Source organism: Lentzea sp. NEAU-D7, from assembly GCF_026242055.1.
Classification (GTDB): Bacteria; Actinomycetota; Actinomycetes; order Mycobacteriales; family Pseudonocardiaceae; genus Lentzea.
In genome coordinates this window covers 77,323-92,986 of the sequence record NZ_JAPJDL010000007.1, presented here as the reverse complement: position 1 = coordinate 92,986, position 15,664 = coordinate 77,323, and the positions used below count along the sequence as shown (strand labels likewise).

The window sequence follows — 15,664 nt, the reverse complement described above, 5'->3', positions numbered from 1 at the left end:
AAACGGCCTCAGCGGCAGCCGGCGGTCTGGCGGTTCTCGTCGTTCTGCACCAGCAGCTGGAACACCAGCCCCAGCAGCACCGGGACTCCCACCACCGTCGCGGCCAGCACGGGTACCTCCACCGCGCCCACGACGACTCCCAGCACCAGCACCGCGGCCAGGTAGGGCCACCGCAGCCAGGCCCGCTGCCACGCCCGCCTCCACCGCACCCCGCCGGAGACGGCGGCGGCCACGGCCACCCCGGCCCCCGACACGACCGGCGACAGCGGCACCGTGGTCCAGGACCCGACGAGCAGCCCTGCCGACCCCATCAGGCCGAGCACGGCGGCGGAGAAGAGGAACGGCACTGCCAGCCACATGTGCTGGTTCATCGGCCGCTCAGCGGTGCAGAACACGGCACACAGTCTGATGGACGCCGACCAACAACACAGAGCCGTATCTGGTCGAACGGCGACACCTTGCGCTGAACGGCGTATCGCGGCGGTTAAGCGGTTGTGACTTAAGCCACCGATCACTCCCGGGAACAACCGCGTTTTTGCACGTGTTGAACGGTCTGGCAAACTAAACGGTCGAGTCCGGCTCCGGTTCACCCGTTCACCAACAGGGACCCGGCGGCCATCCTTGAAAGGGACAAGATCTTGAAGAGTGGAATCCACCCCGAGTACACCGTCACCGAAGTGACCTGTAGCTGCGGGAACGCGTTCACCACGCGCAGCACCACCTCGGCGTCCGAGGTTCGCGTCGAGATGTGCTCCAACTGCCACCCGTTCTACACGGGCAAGCAGCGCATCCTGGACACCGGCGGTCGCGTGGCGCGCTTCGAGGCGCGTTACGGCAAGCGCAACAAGTAGCTGCTTTCACGGCGCCTGACCTCGGCCTTCGGGCCGGGGCGGGCGCCGTCGCCGTTTCCAGGGAAACACTACGAAAGCAGGAGACGTGTCGCAGTCGCTGGACAGCTTGCTCGCCGAGTACGACGAGCTGGAGAAGAAGCTCGCCGACCCCTCCGTGCACGCTGACCAGACGGGGGCGCGCAAGCTCGGCAAGCGGTACGCCGCGCTCGGTCCGATCGTGAAGACGGCGCGGGAGATCGAGCAGGCCAGGAACGACCTGGAGGCGGCCAGGGAGCTGGCTGCCGAGGACCGGTCGTTCCAGGAGGAGGTCGAGCAGATCGAGGAGCAGCTCCCCAGGCTGGAGGAGAAGCTCAACGAACTGCTGCTGCCGCGCGACCCGCACGACGGGGACGACGTGCTGCTGGAGATCAAGTCCGGCGAGGGCGGCGAGGAGTCCGCGCTGTTCGCCGGGGACCTGCTGCGCATGTACACGCGGTACGCCGAGCGGCAGGGGTGGAAGGTCGAGATGCTCGACGGCACCGACTCCGACCTCGGCGGGTTCAAGGACGTCACCGTCTCCATCAAGGCCAAGAGCCCGGTCCCGGACGGGGTGTGGAGCCGGCTGAAGTGGGAGGGCGGCGTGCACCGCGTGCAGCGCGTGCCCGTCACCGAGTCGCAGGGGCGCATCCACACGTCGGCCGCCGGCGTCCTCGTCTTCCCGGAGACCGAGGAGACCGCCGCGGTCGAGATCGACGAGAAGGACCTGCGCATCGACGTGTACCGGTCGTCGGGCAAGGGCGGCCAGTCGGTCAACACCACCGACTCCGCGGTGCGCATCACCCACCTGCCCACCGGCATCGTCACGTCCTGCCAGAACGAGCGCAGCCAGCTGCAGAACAAGGCCCGCGCCATGCAGGTGCTGCAGAGCCGCCTGATCGCCCTCGCCGAGGAGCAGAAGGCGCAGGAGCAGTCGGACGCGCGCCGCACCCAGATCCGCACGGTCGACCGCAGCGAGCGCGTGCGGACGTACAACTTCCCGGAATCGCGAATTTCTGATCACCGGGTTGGGTACAAAGCGCATAACCTGGACCAGGTGCTCGACGGTGACCTGGACGCGGTGGTGGACGCACTCGCCGCCGCTGACCGGGCAGAACGGCTCGCAGGCGGGTAATCCGACGTGAGAGGGGCGCGTTGTGGCCGAGATCCTGGTTAGTCCGCTGACAGCGCCTCTCGACCGGCAGGTGGACGTGGTCGTCGCCGGGCTGGAACCCGGCCAGTCGATCACCGTGCAGCTGTCCACGGGTGATCGCGCCTCCCGTGCCGTGTTCGAGGCTGACGACCGTGGCGTCGTGGACCTCACACGGCACGCACCAGTCGATGGCAGCTACGACGGCGTCGACCCGATGGGGCTGTTCTGGTCGCTGGAACGCACCGGCGGCAAGGCCGGCCCCACCGTCCTCTCCGTCGAGGGCGTGGGGGACCGCGTGCTCGACCGGCAGTCCGTGCCCGAGGGCGTCGAGCGGCTGGAGGTCCGGGAGCACGGTCTCGTGGGCACGCTGTTCGCCCCTGAGGACGACGGAGGCGAGCTGCCGGGCGTCATCGTGCTCGGAGGGTCGGAGGGCGGTCTTCAGGAGGCTGACGCGGCGCTGCTGGCCGCGCACGGGTTCGTCACGTTCGCGCTCGGCTACTTCGGCGTGGACGGGCTGCCGGAGCACCTCGAGGACGTCCCGCTGGAGTACTTCGGCAAGGCGATCGAGCACCTGTCCGAACGCGCGGGCGAGATCGGTGTCGTCGGCGGCTCGCGCGGCGGTGAGCTGGCGTTGCTCGTCGGGTCCAAGTTCTCGCAGGTCAGCGCTGTTGTGAGCGTCGTCGGCAGCGGTGTGGTGACGCAGGCGATCGGGCCGGGCGCGAACCTGCTGCAGAAGCTCCAGCACGAGGCGGCGTCGTGGACGTGGAAGGGCGAGCCGCTGCCGTACCTGCCGTACTACGTGGGCGACGAGCTGCGCGCGAAGATCGTGAACGGCGAACCGGTGCCGCTGCGGCTCGCGTTCGACACGAGCGACGGCATCCCCGAGGACACCGAGATCCCGGTCGAGAACATCGCCGGAGGTGTGTTGCTCATCTCGTCCGGGCAGGACGACGGGTGGCCGTCGGCCGAGCTGAGCGACGTCGCGATGCGGCGGCTGAAGGACCACGAGCACCCGTTCCCGTACGAGCACGTCGTGTATCCCGAGGCAGGACACCTGATCGCGGGCCCGCCGCACCGGCCGGCCACCGACGTGACCTATCCGGGGCCGGGCGTCACCTTCTCGGGTGGTGGTGTTCCGCAGGCCACCGCACGCGCCCGCGCGAACGCCTGGAAACGGACGGTTGAGTTCTTGCGGGAGCAGCTCGGGAGCTAGGTTGTGTGCTTATGAGCGCACACTTTGATGTCGTCGTCGTGGGTGCGGGTCCCGGCGGGTACGTCGCCGCGATCCGTGCGGCTCAGCTCGGGCTGAAGACCGCCATCGTGGAGGAGAAGTACTGGGGCGGTGTGTGCCTGAACGTGGGCTGCATCCCCTCGAAGGCTCTTCTGCGCAACGCTGAGCTCGCGCACCTCTTCACGCACGAGCAGAAGACGTTCGGCATCAAGGTCGACGGAACCGTCAGCTTCGACTACAGCGCGGCGTGGCAGCGCAGCCGCAAGGTCGCCGACGGGCGCGTCAAGGGCGTGCACTTCCTCATGAAGAAGAACGGCATCACCGAGTACAACGGGTGGGCCAACTTCACCGACGACCACACGCTGACCGTCGGGGACGAGACGATCACGTTCGGCCACGCGATCATCGCCGTGGGCGCCACGACCCGGATGCTGCCCAACACGCAGAAGTCCGACCGCGTCGTGACCTACGAAGAGCAGATCATGACCGAGGACCTCCCCGAGTCGATCATCATCGCCGGTGCGGGCGCGATCGGCGTCGAGTTCGCCTACGTCATGCACAACTACGGCGTGAAGGTCACCATCGTCGAGTTCCTCGACCGCATGGTGCCGCTCGAGGACGAAGAGGTGTCCGCCGAGCTCCTCAAGCGCTACAAGAAGCTGGGCGTCGACGTGCGCGTCGGCACGCGGGTCGAGTCGATCGACGAGTCGGGCCCGAAGGTCCGCGTCACCGTCTCGAAGAACGGTGCCGAGGAAGTCCTCGAGGCCGACAAGGTCATGCAGGCCATCGGGTTCGTGCCGCGCGTCGAGGGCTACGGCCTCGACAAGACCGGCGTGAAGCTCACCGAGCGCGGCGCGATCGACATCGACGGCCGCGGGCGCACCAACGTGCCGCACATCTTCGCGATCGGCGACGTCACCGCGAAGCTGATGCTCGCGCACACGGCCGAGTCCATGGGCATCATCGCCGCGGAGACCATCGCGGGCGCCGAGACCATGGAGCTCGACTACGTGATGATCCCGCGGGCGACGTTCTGCCAGCCGCAGATCGCCTCCTTCGGCTACACCGAGAAGCAGGCCCGCGAGAAGGGCTTCGACGTCCAGGTCGCGAAGTTCCCGTTCACCGCGAACGGCAAGGCGCACGGCCTGGCCGAGCCCGGCGGCTTCGTGAAGCTGATCAGTGACGGCAAGCACGGCGAGCTGCTCGGCGGCCACATCATCGGCCCCGAGGCGACCGAGCTGCTTCCCGAGCTCACGCTGGCGCAGCAGTGGGACCTCACCGTCCACGAGGTCGCGCGCAACGTCCACGCGCACCCGACGCTGTCCGAGGCGGTCAAGGAAGCGGTGCACGGCCTGGCCGGGCACATGATCAACTTCTGAGATAGCTTCTTCTCGATGATGAACCGGCAGCCGATCCGCCTCGCCGTCTCCGAGGCGGCGAAGATCCTCGCCGAGGCGGGGGTGGACAGTCCGCGCGTCGACGCGGAGTACCTGGCCGCGCACGTGCTCGGCGTCGAGCGCGGGCGGCTGCCGCTCATCCCGCTGGTCGATCCGTCGGTGATCGACCAGCTGCACAAGCTCGTGCGCGTTCGCGCCTCGCGCATCCCGTTGCAGCACATCCTCGGCTGGGCGCCCATGGGCACCATCTCGGTCGAGGTCGGGCCGGGGGTGTTCGTGCCGCGGCCCGAGACCGAGCTGCTGATGGAGTGGGGCCTCAAGGCGCTCGTCGGCGTCTCGTCGCCGGTGGTCGTGGACCTCTGCACGGGAACGGGCGCGCTGGCGTTGTCGATCGCGGCCGCCCGCCCGGACGCGGTGGTGCACGCGGTGGAGATCGACCCGCAGGCGCTGTCGTGGACGCGGCGCAACGCCGACGCGCGGGTGGCGGCCGGGGACACGCCGATCCGGCTGCACTCGGGTGACGCCACCGACCCGTCGCTGCTGTCCGACCTGGACGGTCTGGTGGATCTCGTGGTGTGCAACCCGCCCTACGTGCCCGAGGGAACCCCGGTGCAGCCCGAGGTGGGCGTGCACGATCCGCACCACGCCGTGTTCTCGGGCGCCGACGGGCTGGACGTGATCAGGCACGTCGTGCGGGCGGCCGCGCGGTGGCTGAAGCCCGGCGGGTCCGTCGGGATCGAGCACGACGACACGCAGGGCGAGTCCGTGCCGGCGCTGCTGTCCGCGCGGCGCGTGCTCACGGACGTGACCGACCACGCCGACCTCGCCGGGAGGCCGCGGTTCGCGACCGCCCGCAAGGTCGGGTAGCGGGTCAGAAGAGGGCGTCGAAGGCCTTCGACAGGTCCTTCACCTGCTCGCCCAGGCCGCGGTCCGACAGCTTGTCCATCAGGTGGTCCGCGACGTCCTTGCTGGGCTTGGGTTTGCGGGCTTCGGCGCGGAGGTCGTCCACCACCTCGATCGTGGACGTGGCCGCCTGGGCCTCGTTCAGGTCCTCGCGCAGCTCGTCGAGCAGCCGCAGCACGGTGCTCACGTCCTTGATGTGTCCGATGTGGACGTCCCCGGTCCTGGCGCGTCCGCTGGTCCCGATGTTGCTGCCGATCACCGGGCCCTGGATCTCGAAGTTGCGCTCGTTCATGAGGTTCCCTTGCCGACGTTCGTCTTGCCGGTGCGTGCCTTGCCCGACGTGCCGATGTTGCTGGAGATCACCGGGCCGGTGATGTGCACGTTGTTGCTCGTCACCTGCATGGCCTGTTCCATGAACTCGGTGACCGAGATGCCCTTGCTCTCCAGGAACTCGCCGAGCGTGCGCAGCAGCCGTGACTCCAGCACCTTGATGTAGCGCTCGACGTCGGTGAGCTGGAAGTAGTTGTCGACCTGGCTCCTGCTAGCGAGTTCGCGCAGGCTGTTGCTGGCGCCGTAGCGCTCCGCGACGTACGTGCCCTCCGCCTGCGGGATGGGGTTCATCCAGCCGACCGCCGTGGTGAACCGCTTCGGGATCGAGGCCGGGAACCTCAGCAGGTCCACGATCGCCTCGACGAACGGCCGCAGCGACTGCTCGGGCAGCATGTCGATCTTCCGGTGCTCGGAGTTGATCGGGTGCAGGATGCACGGCGTCCACTCGACGTAGAGCATCTCGTCGTCGAGTCCGAACGTCAGGTACGCGGAGATCACCACGTCGCGGTCCCACGTCTCGACCTGGAACGAGCGGAAGTAGCGCATCCACTCCATCGGCCTGGTGATCAGATCGTCCACAACGGACCGGCTGACCGTGTCCTGCGGCGAGTGGTCCTTGTCGGGCAACACGATCCGCGCCTCGGCGTCGTCGATGTGGTCGATCAGCTCGACCGAGGAGATGACGACGCGGTCGCCGGTCTGGAGGTTGCGCAACCGATGACCCGGCGACAACGACGGCGAACGGCCCGTCTTGACCAGCTCGCTCGTGATGCGCTCGTACAGCTCCGGCAGGGCGAATCCCGGCAGTGGCGCGTCGAGCTTCCCCTCGGCGGGCTTGAGGGGCAGCGCCATGGACCACGGTTCGAACATCGCACCGGAGCCGACGAACGGCCGGTAGCCGTGGTAGACGATCACCTGAGCGCCGTCCGCCTCGTCAGGCTCGTCGTCCTCCTCGACCGGGTAGAGCGCGAGCGCTGCGGCGTAGTTCGCGTGCCCAAGCCCCCGGAACGCCCACTCGTTTCGCCACAGCTCCTTCTCGCCCTTGCTGGTGCGGAACCCCGCGCGCCGGAAGCTCTTCGTGACCAGCAGCCACGTCACGACCCGATCCGCGAACAGCACCGCGAAGATCAGCACGATCGCGATGATCAAGACCGCGAGCGCGCCGTCGCTGCTCTCCGGCCCGCACTCCTCGTACCTGGGCCTGCAGTACGAGGTGGAGTCGTCGAGCTCTTCGATGAACTTGTACAGCACGAAGAAGAGCGCGATCGCGCTGGCGATCGCGCCGAGCACGGCCGGCCCCCGCTGCGCGACCCGCCGCGGCCGCGCGAACGCCATCCGAGCCCCGGCCCCGGCCGCCGCGAGGGAGGCGATCACCAGCCAGATCACGAGCACCGTCCCGCTCGCGGCGAACAACGCCGCCACCGCCAGCACCAGCAGCAGCCCGTCGCGCACCTTGCGCCGAGTACGCGCCGCCACCGCCTCCCGCAACACCGCGCCGGAGTTGACGCCGGGCGAACGCGGAATCGACCGAGTGGCCTCCACGAGGTACTCGCGAATGGCGGAATCCGCGAACTCCTCGTCGCGGTGAGCGGCTCCGCAGAGGAAGCGGGTCGTGTCGTCGCGCAACTTCGGAGAATCGTTTCCCGTCGCCGGCGCGGGAGTTGACATTGTCCTGTCCACTTTCTGTCATTGAATAGAGCACTCTGTCTTTGTGCTGGTCAGGGACATGGTGAGACAACAACAACACGTAATTGAACTCTGCTGCAGGGACGATAGTCGTTCCTGATCGGAATGGGGCGAAGATGGCGAAAATAGGCATTGTCAATGCGCCGAAAGAGGGCAAACGACGCGCTTGCCGGACGCGCCATCCCGACGCCGCCGCTCCGGCGCCGCGTCCTGCCCGGTGTGGGGAGTGGCCAAATCCTGGCCAATAACACGACGTTTGATGCCGGTGGAGCCGAACGGTCGTATGTTCTCCGCGGGGAGGGCACGCGGTCACGCGCTACGAGGAACCGCCGCCTCGCGCGTGACCGCGTGTGCGCCTACCTCTGGTCCTCTTCTGCTTCCGCCGGCACGGCTTCGCGAACCGGAAGCCAGGCGACGAGGAAGATGAACGCCGCGTTCATGAGCAGGGCGACCAGCAACATCAGGCTGCGCCCCAGCCCGACCTTGTCAGGTTCCAGGTGGGGGACGAACCCCGTCCTGTCGACGACGAGGTCCATCTCCGCGCCGGGCTTCTGAGCAGAGTGGGACGACGTCGGCGTGTAGTGCACCTGCCGGTCGCCGCACCGCAGCTCGTTGCTGTAGGTCGTGGGGCCACGTCGGCCGGGGTGTTCCTGGACGCTGATGACGTCGCAGCGCAGGTTGTCCCCGAACGCGGTGAGCCACAACGAATGACTGCCGACGTTCGAGGGGAAGACGGTGACGATGCCGATCACCATCGCGGGAAGACCGGCCCACCTCGACGGCTTGGGCCGGTAGCCCCCGGCAGCGAGGACGTAGAAGATCAAGCAGGCGACCACGGCGAACGCCACGAGGATGAAGGCCTTGCCGACCGCCATGAAGAGGAAGCTGCCCGCGATGATTCCTGAAGCGAGCAGGCCTGTGCGAACAAGTTGCTTCGGCTGGAGCTCGGGTCTGGGGCGGGTCACTCGTCCAACGATCCTTGCTGTCTCGGGAACGTTCGGCCCTGGCTCTCCAACTCGTCGTACTTCGCCCACTCACGGAGATGGTCTGCCGTAGCTTTGGCGACCCAGCCGCCGTTCTCGATGTTGGGCATCGAGTGCGGCGTCACCGTGCCGTCTGGGCGCGTGCGCGGCTTATAGGGTGTGTAAGCCCCGACCGCGTCCTGGGATTTCTCGGAAACCCTCTTGACGTGCTCCCTGTTGCTCCACGGTTCCTCGTACTTGTTCTTCCAGACGTTGCCCGCGTCTCCGTAGCCGTCCTTGAACTCGCGACCTGCCTGCTTGAGCTTGTCACCGGCATCGCTGAGCGAGGGGCGAGTGCTGCCCCAGTCCTCCAGCCGCTTGCCCGCATCCGCGAGACCGTCTCCCCGGGGCGACGGAGTGCGCGGCGCGCTCGTGCCGCCGCCATTGCCGAACCTGCCGAGGCGCTTCAGAGCGTCGCCCAGTTGTCCGAAGAGGCCCTTCACGCGGTTCATGATGCGCATGACCAGCTTGACCAGCTTGGCCAGCTGTTGCGTGATCTTGCCGAGCACCATCGCTCCGCGCCCCACGGCCCATGCCGAGAACGCTGCGATCGAGCTGCCCAGCGACACCACCGACGACGCGAGCGCGATGACCGCGTTGCGGATGACTTCCCAGATGAACAGCGCGATGAGATCGCGGATCATGCCGCGGATCGCCGCCGTGATGGTGCCTGCGGTGGCCACCTCGGATGCGACGTAGGTGCTCATCTTCGACACCATCGCGATCTCGGCGGCCAGTTCGCCCTGGCTCTGCCGGAACCGCTCGGCCGCGGTGCCCTGCTCCCAGCACGGGAGCTCGCTCTTAACGGCCCTGTCCTGTTGCTCACTGATGTTGTGGAGATCGTCCGCGACCTGGTTCCACGTGGTGACAGCAGCCTTGATCTTGTCGCCGTTGCCGGCCAACCAGTCGAGCGGTTCGCGCAGAAAGCTGAGATGTTCGATCAGCCAGCCGATGCCAGCGGTGGCGAGCGCGCCCACCGGATCCATGACGGCGCCCAGCACGTCGAGGCCGAGCGCGGCCGCGTTCATGCCGAACTCGGCGACGTCCCCTTCTCCGAGGCGCATTGCCGAGTCGATGGTCTGAGCCAACGACTCGACAGGGCCTGCGCCCGCGTAGTTGTCGGTGTGCAAGGCTCCATCGCCGAAGCCGGTCCAGCTCATCGAGGGCCTCCGAACCTGTCGCGGTTCGCGTCTTCATGGGACTCGTAGGTCTCGGCTGTTGCCACGGTGTCTTCGGAGGCTTTGCCGACAGCAGTGGCGAGTTCCCTGATCGCGGCGGTGGTGCCCTGCGCCCACTCCTGCGCGTTCGCAGCGAAGAAGGACAGCAACTGGCCGAACGTGTCGCCGCCCAGGTCGACCGCGGCCGCCTTACTGCCGACGGCGTCCAGTGCGTCTTCCCGCGTTCGCTGGCCCTTCGCGAACTTGAGCAGTTCGACCGGGTCAACGCCGAATCCCGGGCCGGTCATCGGAGCACGCTCCCGAATCCGTCCTCGTCATCCTCCGGCGGGCGCTGTGGCCTCGGCTGCAGCTTCGGCGCGGGCTCGTTCCACGAGACCTCGCGCATGACCTGACCCTCCGCGGGCGGTGGCGGCGCTTCTTCTTCCTCCTGCTGCGGGATGAAGCTGCGCAGGAAATCCATCGCCTCGGTGCCGCCGAACTCAGGCTCCACAATGGACGCGACCTGCTCGGCGGCCTGGATCTGGGCCTTCTGCACGGTCTGCATCACGAGCTGGCTCAGCTGCACGTGCGTCAGTCGCATCGCGACGGGCGAGAACTCGATGTGCTGCAACGCGCCGTTCGGAGCGACCTGAACCGTCACCGCCTCGTTGGGGGAGGTGACGGTGCTGCTGGCCTGCTGGATCTGCTCCTGCATCTGCTGGGAGCGCTGCTGGAGCTGCTGCGCCCTTGACTCCAGGTCCGCGATCATCTGTTCGGGGTTCATCGCTCGCTCGTCATCGCCAGCACCTGTCCGAGGTGTCGTGCCAGTCCCATGTTGTCGGCGGGGCTGATCGTGAACCAGCCTTTGCGGGTCTCGACGTTGGCGTAGCGCCCCTGGCTGGTGTCGACCCACGTGACGGGCGGGAAGTCGCGGGTGGTGCGGCCCTGTCCCATCTGCACCAGGAAGTGTCCGTTGCCGATGGCCGGGCCGGTCAGCATCTGCTTGGCGATGCGGACCTCGTCGCTCTCCGCCGTGCGGACCGACTGCCGGAAGCCCTCTTGTTGCTGCGGAAGGCTTTCGAAGGCCTGGGCCGGCACCGTCACGAGCTTGCCCGGCCCCGGCCTGCCGTGCGGCATGGCGTTCGCGAGGCAGGTGGCGATCTCGTTGGGCTGCACCAGGCTCAGCGTGACGCCCGTGTCCTCCTGGACCACCAGCACCGCGTAGCCGCCGCGCGCCACCACGCTGGCGCGAACGAGCTTCTGCTGGGTCATGTCCGGGATGCAGAGCGCGATCACGCGGAGTTCGGGGCGCGCCAACAGGTTCAGCGCGTCCTCGAGGTCGGGCTCCGGCCTGCCCCGCCGTGCCAGGTTCCGGCGTTCGAGATCGGCGTGCACGGCGGCCTTGATGCGGGCGCGCTCGTCGAGCGTCTCGCCGTGCTGGCTGATGTCGAACGGGTACGGGATGCTCCCCGCCCGCAGGTCCTCCCAGAGGACCTCGAACGCGGGCAGGGAGAGCTGCGCGATCTGCCTCATCCGCCGATCACCGGCGGCGCGACCATGCGATCGTCGTCGAAGAACTCGTCGGTGGGGATGAGGTAGTTGGACTTGTGCTCCTTGTCCTCCTCGCCACTCCCGGCACCGGCGCCACCTCCGGCACCCATGCCACCCGCACCGGCGGCGCCGCCACGGCCCGCGGCACCAGCACCGCCGGCACCCGCGGCGCCACCCGGACCACCCGCGACGCCGGCGCTGCCACCAGGGGTGGCGGGACCGAAGCTGCCCATGCCACGACCTGAGCCGCCCACACCGGCCATGCCGCCGGGACCCATGCCGCGGCCACCCGCACCGCCACCGCCGGGGCCACCGGGACCGCCGCCGCGGCCACCGCCAGGACCACCTGGTCCACCGCCGCCGGGCCTGCCGTTCACGCCGCCGCCGGGCGGTCGCACGCCGGGCGGGAGCATTCCCGGCGGGAGTGCTCCTGGAGGACCGACCGGGGGCCGGTTCTGGCCGCCGCCGGGCGGGTTGTTCGGGTTGCCCGGCTGGGTGAGTCCGGGCGCGACCCACGCGGGGTTCGTCGTGTTGTTGTTGCCGGCGTTCGGCGACGGGATGCCCGGCATGCCCGTGCTGGTGGAACGAGGCTGGAACGTGCTGGAGTTGCTCAGGCTCTGGGAGTGCGTGGTGCTGCTCGTCTGCGTGACGCCCTGGTCCCTGGTGACCTCAGGGATCACGTCCATGGCGGGCATCGACTGCGCCGCGGACATCATCGTGGTGTCACGCTGCTGCATGACGCGCACGGCTTCCTGCTTGGCCTCGACCTTTTCGTTGTGCGTGGTGTACATCTCGATGGCGCCACCGATCATCGCCGGCGGAGCGATGACCGCGGCCGCACCCCACTTGCCCGCGATCTGCAACGGGTTGTAGTCGACGGGCTTCGGCATGCTGTGGTGCGCCTGCACCGCCGCGTCCCGCTGCGTCGCGATGGCCCCGGCCGTGGCGTGGAACGCCGAGCCCGTGTCGTGCGCGAACGTGCTGACCTTCGTCAGCGCGGCCCGGACCGCCTCGGCGGCATTGCCGTTCCAGCCGCTCTGGGACTCGTTGACGATCTTGTTGAAGTCGTGGGCGAGCTCGCGGAACTTCGTGCCGAACTGAACCCAGACGTCGATGACGCCCGTCGCGGCGTTCGGGTCGTAGTTCTGGTTGACCAGGCCCTGCATGTGGTCGTGTTCCTGGGCCGGATAGTTCTCCGTCGACGGTTGGACGACGGGCTTGACGGGCGCCATGAGATTTCCCCCTTGGATGGCGTTACGGCAGCTTCGCCGCGACCTTCTCTGCGGCCTTTTCGGCACGGTCGCATGCTGCGGCCGTGTCTTCACGTGCCAGGTCCACCGTCCCGATCACCGAAACGGTCGAGCTGTCGGTGACGGAAATCCAGATGGCGCACGTGCTCTTCGCGCCCTCGAACCCCTCGGAACGGATCGCGTCGAACTTGCCGATCTTCGTCTCGACGTCCTTGTCACCCTTGGTGTTCAGGTCCTTGACGCCGGCATCGGGACGAACGCTGACGCTCACACCGCCGTCGCCGCTGACCTTCCAGCGGCAGTTGTCGGCGGACCCGAGCTTCTTCGCTTCTCCGGGGTATTCGAGTCCGAACCCCTTCGCCTCAGCCTCGCTGAGGAGGTCGCAAGGCTTGACGGACGCGAGTCCGGACACTGCCCCGGAGGTGGTCGTAGGAGTCTCTCCGCCGCTCGGCCCTGGCTGCGGGGTGCCCGTCGTACCGGTGCACCCGGCGGACAACGCCGTGAGACCGATGGCGGCGGCGATCAAGGTTCGCTTCATTACTTCCCGTTCAGCTTCTTGAGGGAGTCGGCGTGCGATTGATCGATATTTTGGTAGGAGGCCCGACTCTTCTCCACCTGTTCGATGAGCGACTGAATGACCTTGGTGATGTCGACCAGCTGCTGCGTGGCGTGTTCGCCGAACTGCTTGTTGAGCTGGCTCATCGTCTGCGCGTAGCCGCCGCCGAGCTTGGTGTCGGCCGTGAGTTCGCGCTTCGCGTCGAAGACCTCGGCCAGCGCGTCCTTCATCTCGCGCAGCTTCCTCACCATGCTGTCGACGACGGCCGGATCGACGGAGAAGCTTCCGGATCCGGTGGCCGACGCCACCGCCTTGCTCGCAGCCGCGATGTCCGCGACACCGGTGCCGAGCACGGCCTGCACGTTCTGCTTCGGCAGGAAACTGCCGCGCTTCCCCCATGACGTTGCTTCCTCGGACACAGAAGCTCGACCCTCCCCCATTGCGCTCCGTGGTCGACTCATGACCATACAGTTGTGCGGCCGTTTGGGGGATGCGTTGAACTACTCAGCCTGTTCGGGCCGGAACTTCACCTGGTCAGAGCGGTCGCAGACGCGCGAAGTGAGAACCGGGCCGCACGTACGGGACCGCGAACGAGATCTCGGAGAGTGTCCGGTCCGGCCCGCGGGGGAGAGGGATAGGACAGGCCTTGCGTCACCCGGCCGTGGAGGCTGGCTAGGCTCACCGAGGTGAGCACGGTCTACGACTGCAGCGAACCGGGCAATCGCGCGGCGGGGCTTGCCGCCGCCGCCGGCGCGGTGCGGAGCGGGCGCCTTGTCGTCCTGCCCACCGACACCGTCTACGGGATCGGCTGCGACGCGTTCGACGCGGAAGCCGTCCGGAGTCTTCTCGACGCCAAGGGGCGTGGGCCCGACATGCCCGTGCCCGTGCTGGTCGGGTCCTGGACCACCATCGACGGGCTGGTTCTCAGCGTGCCGCGGCAGGCGCGGGCCCTCATCGAGGCCTTCTGGCCCGGTGGGCTCAGCATCGTGCTGCCGCACGCGCCCAGCCTGGCGTGGGATCTGGGGCAGACGCGCGGCACCGTCATGTTGCGCATGCCTTTGCACCCTGTCGCCCTCGAGTTGTTGCGCGACGTCGGTCCGATGGCCGTGTCCAGCGCCAACAAGACCGGGCACGCGCCCGCGTCCAGTGCGCAGGAGGCTCGTGACCAGCTCGGCGACGCCGTGCCCGTGTACCTCGACGGTGGGCTCAGCGGCGAGAACATCGCCTCCACCATCGTCGACCTCACCAGGCCCGACGCGCTGATCCTGCGCGAGGGTGCGGTCAGCAAGGAAGACGTCAACGAGGTGCTCGGTATCGAGGTCGAGGTCGCGCGGTAGCCGGCGGCTGCCAGAATTGATCATGGTCGCCGCGGGTACCGTGGCGACCACCCCGAACACCCCCGATTGATTGGTAGGCCCGTGGGGCCCGCATCCTCGTTCATCCTTCCCGTGCGCGAGTACCTGCTCGTCGCGTTGATCGCTGCCGTCGTGACGTTCCTGCTCGTCGGCCTGGTGCGCGCGATGGCGTTCCGGCTCGGGGCGGTGGCGTACCCGCGGCAGCGTGACGTGCACGTGCAGCCGATGCCGCGCATGGGTGGTGTCGCCATCTACGGCGGTGTGCTGGCCGGCATGTTCGTGGCGCACCAGCTGCCGGTGCTGCGGGCCGCGTTCGACTTCTCCAACGACCCGTGGGGCGTCATCGTCGCGGGCGGCGTCATCGTGCTCGTGGGCGCTATCGACGACAGGTTCGAGCTCGACTCGCTCACCAAGCTCGCCGGCCAGGTCACGGCCGCGGGCATCCTCGTGCTGTTCGGTCTGCAGTGGATGATCGCGTGGGTGCCGTGGGACGGCGGCGCGACGATCTCCCTCGACCAGAACCAGGGCGCTCTGCTGACCGTGCTGCTCGCGGTCACCATGATCAACGCGATGAACTTCGTCGACGGGCTCGACGGGCTCGCCGCCGGCATCGGCCTCATCGCCGCCGCGGCGACGGCCGCGTTCTCCATCGGTCTGCTCGTCGAGCGCCAGGGTGCCGTCGAGGCCTACCCGCCCGCCCTGATCGCCGCTGTGCTGGCGGGGGCGTGCCTGGGCTTCCTGCCGCACAACTTCAACCCCGCGCGCATCTTCATGGGCGACTCGGGCTCGATGCTCATCGGCCTCATGCTCGCCGCCGCCACCACCAGCGCGTCGGGCAAGATCAACCAGGCCACCGGCAGCGCGGCCGACCTGCTCGGTCTGCTCTCGCCGCTGATCGTGGTCGCCGCGGTGCTGTTCGTGCCTCTGCTCGACCTGCTGATGGCCATCATCCGCCGCACGCGCCGCGGCGAGAGCCCGTTCTCCCCGGACAAGATGCACCTGCACCACCGGCTGCTGGAGATCGGGCACTCGCAGCGCCGCGCCGTGCTGCTCATCTACTTGTGGGCCGGTGTCCTGGCGTTCGGTGCCGTCGCGCTCACGCTGTTCGACCCGATCATCGTCGCCACGTGCTTCGTCATCGGGCTGATCGTGACGTTCGTGGTCTCGGTGATCCCCCGGCTCAGGGACGCCCGCAGCAAGTCCTGAA

The 15,664-nt window shown here is 68.2% G+C and carries 18 protein-coding genes; 7 read left to right on the top strand and 11 right to left on the bottom strand.

What is annotated here, in order from left to right; translation table 11 throughout:
• Positions 1-8 precede the first annotated feature (8 nt).
• Entirely contained in the window at positions 9-395 is a 387-nt protein-coding gene (locus tag ORI60_RS16225) for a hypothetical protein (RefSeq protein WP_266038135.1), read from the bottom strand.
• Positions 396-638: 243 nt separating this feature from the next.
• On the opposite strand from ORI60_RS16225, the gene rpmE reads away from it, so the two are divergent.
• The 5 genes from rpmE (at position 639) to prmC (ending at position 5,514) form a co-directional block, all read left to right on the top strand.
• Complete coding sequence (gene rpmE / locus ORI60_RS16220) at positions 639-851, top strand: 50S ribosomal protein L31 (protein ID WP_089921602.1); 213 nt, start codon at positions 639-641, stop codon at positions 849-851.
• Between the two features lie 85 nt (positions 852-936).
• Positions 937-2,001: a peptide chain release factor 1 gene (gene prfA / locus ORI60_RS16215; RefSeq protein WP_266038134.1), complete on the top strand. Its 1,065-nt coding sequence runs from the start codon at positions 937-939 to the stop codon at positions 1,999-2,001.
• Positions 2,002-2,023: 22 nt separating this feature from the next.
• Complete coding sequence (locus ORI60_RS16210; RefSeq protein ID WP_266038133.1) at positions 2,024-3,232, top strand: acyl-CoA thioesterase/bile acid-CoA:amino acid N-acyltransferase family protein; 1,209 nt, start codon at positions 2,024-2,026, stop codon at positions 3,230-3,232.
• Between the two features lie 11 nt (positions 3,233-3,243).
• A complete protein-coding gene (gene lpdA / locus ORI60_RS16205; RefSeq protein ID WP_266038132.1) occupies positions 3,244-4,629 on the top strand; it encodes a dihydrolipoyl dehydrogenase in 1,386 nt (461 codons plus the stop codon).
• Positions 4,630-4,647: 18 nt separating this feature from the next.
• On the top strand, positions 4,648-5,514 hold the full coding sequence (gene prmC / locus ORI60_RS16200; RefSeq protein WP_266038452.1) for a peptide chain release factor N(5)-glutamine methyltransferase: 867 nt from the start codon (positions 4,648-4,650) through the stop codon (positions 5,512-5,514).
• A 4-nt stretch (positions 5,515-5,518) separates the two neighbouring features.
• On the opposite strand, the gene ORI60_RS16195 is transcribed toward prmC, so the two are convergent.
• From ORI60_RS16195 to ORI60_RS16150, 10 genes are all read right to left on the bottom strand, one after another.
• On the bottom strand, positions 5,519-5,842 hold the full coding sequence (locus tag ORI60_RS16195; protein WP_266038131.1) for a hypothetical protein: 324 nt from the start codon (positions 5,840-5,842) through the stop codon (positions 5,519-5,521).
• Complete coding sequence (locus ORI60_RS16190) at positions 5,839-7,506, bottom strand: hypothetical protein (RefSeq protein ID WP_266038130.1); 1,668 nt, start codon at positions 7,504-7,506, stop codon at positions 5,839-5,841. The genes ORI60_RS16195 and ORI60_RS16190 overlap by 4 nt, the downstream gene beginning before the upstream one ends.
• A 416-nt stretch (positions 7,507-7,922) precedes the next feature.
• Positions 7,923-8,531: a hypothetical protein gene (locus tag ORI60_RS16185; protein WP_266038129.1), complete on the bottom strand. Its 609-nt coding sequence runs from the start codon at positions 8,529-8,531 to the stop codon at positions 7,923-7,925.
• On the bottom strand, positions 8,528-9,748 hold the full coding sequence (locus ORI60_RS16180; protein ID WP_266038128.1) for a hypothetical protein: 1,221 nt from the start codon (positions 9,746-9,748) through the stop codon (positions 8,528-8,530). Before ORI60_RS16180 ends, ORI60_RS16185 begins: the two co-directional genes overlap by 4 nt.
• Entirely contained in the window at positions 9,745-10,053 is a 309-nt protein-coding gene (locus tag ORI60_RS16175) for a type VII secretion target (RefSeq protein ID WP_266038127.1), read from the bottom strand. Before ORI60_RS16175 ends, ORI60_RS16180 begins: the two co-directional genes overlap by 4 nt.
• Entirely contained in the window at positions 10,050-10,529 is a 480-nt protein-coding gene (locus ORI60_RS16170; protein ID WP_266038126.1) for a YbaB/EbfC family nucleoid-associated protein, read from the bottom strand. Before ORI60_RS16170 ends, ORI60_RS16175 begins: the two co-directional genes overlap by 4 nt.
• Entirely contained in the window at positions 10,526-11,278 is a 753-nt protein-coding gene (locus ORI60_RS16165; protein WP_266038125.1) for an ESX secretion-associated protein EspG, read from the bottom strand. Before ORI60_RS16165 ends, ORI60_RS16170 begins: the two co-directional genes overlap by 4 nt.
• Positions 11,275-12,528, bottom strand: a complete 1,254-nt coding sequence (locus tag ORI60_RS16160; protein WP_266038124.1) for a hypothetical protein — start codon at positions 12,526-12,528, stop codon at positions 11,275-11,277. The genes ORI60_RS16165 and ORI60_RS16160 overlap by 4 nt, the downstream gene beginning before the upstream one ends.
• Positions 12,529-12,550: 22 nt before the next feature.
• Positions 12,551-13,084 carry a DUF3558 family protein gene (locus ORI60_RS16155; protein ID WP_266038123.1) on the bottom strand — a complete coding sequence of 178 codons (534 nt, stop codon included), beginning with the start codon at positions 13,082-13,084 and terminating at the stop codon, positions 12,551-12,553.
• Positions 13,084-13,464, bottom strand: a complete 381-nt coding sequence (locus ORI60_RS16150) for a hypothetical protein (protein WP_266038122.1) — start codon at positions 13,462-13,464, stop codon at positions 13,084-13,086. The genes ORI60_RS16155 and ORI60_RS16150 overlap by 1 nt, the downstream gene beginning before the upstream one ends.
• Before the next feature lie 324 nt (positions 13,465-13,788).
• Between ORI60_RS16150 and ORI60_RS16145 the strand changes: the two genes are divergently transcribed.
• Together ORI60_RS16145 and ORI60_RS16140 are read left to right on the top strand one after the other, a co-directional pair.
• Positions 13,789-14,439 carry an L-threonylcarbamoyladenylate synthase gene (locus ORI60_RS16145; protein WP_266038121.1) on the top strand — a complete coding sequence of 217 codons (651 nt, stop codon included), beginning with the start codon at positions 13,789-13,791 and terminating at the stop codon, positions 14,437-14,439.
• Between the two features lie 81 nt (positions 14,440-14,520).
• Positions 14,521-15,663 (top strand): glycosyltransferase family 4 protein, encoded by a 1,143-nt coding sequence (locus ORI60_RS16140; protein WP_266038120.1) that lies wholly within the window; start codon positions 14,521-14,523, stop codon positions 15,661-15,663.
• Position 15,664: the final 1 nt, after the last annotated feature.

What these genes read in the sequence shown, in the direction of transcription:
- lpdA (WP_266038132.1), top strand. Translation starts at nt 3,244, where the DNA reads ATGAGCGCACACTTTGATGTCGTCGTCGTGGGTGCGGGTCCCGGCGGG.
- prmC (WP_266038452.1), top strand. Translation starts at nt 4,648, where the DNA reads ATGAACCGGCAGCCGATCCGCCTCGCCGTCTCCGAGGCGGCGAAGATC.
- ORI60_RS16195 (WP_266038131.1), bottom strand. Translation starts at nt 5,842, where the DNA reads ATGAACGAGCGCAACTTCGAGATCCAGGGCCCGGTGATCGGCAGCAAC.
- ORI60_RS16180 (WP_266038128.1), bottom strand. Translation starts at nt 9,748, where the DNA reads ATGAGCTGGACCGGCTTCGGCGATGGAGCCTTGCACACCGACAACTAC.
- ORI60_RS16175 (WP_266038127.1), bottom strand. Translation starts at nt 10,053, where the DNA reads ATGACCGGCCCGGGATTCGGCGTTGACCCGGTCGAACTGCTCAAGTTC.
- ORI60_RS16170 (WP_266038126.1), bottom strand. Translation starts at nt 10,529, where the DNA reads ATGAACCCCGAACAGATGATCGCGGACCTGGAGTCAAGGGCGCAGCAG.
- ORI60_RS16165 (WP_266038125.1), bottom strand. Translation starts at nt 11,278, where the DNA reads ATGAGGCAGATCGCGCAGCTCTCCCTGCCCGCGTTCGAGGTCCTCTGG.
- ORI60_RS16160 (WP_266038124.1), bottom strand. Translation starts at nt 12,528, where the DNA reads ATGGCGCCCGTCAAGCCCGTCGTCCAACCGTCGACGGAGAACTATCCG.
- ORI60_RS16155 (WP_266038123.1), bottom strand. Translation starts at nt 13,084, where the DNA reads ATGAAGCGAACCTTGATCGCCGCCGCCATCGGTCTCACGGCGTTGTCC.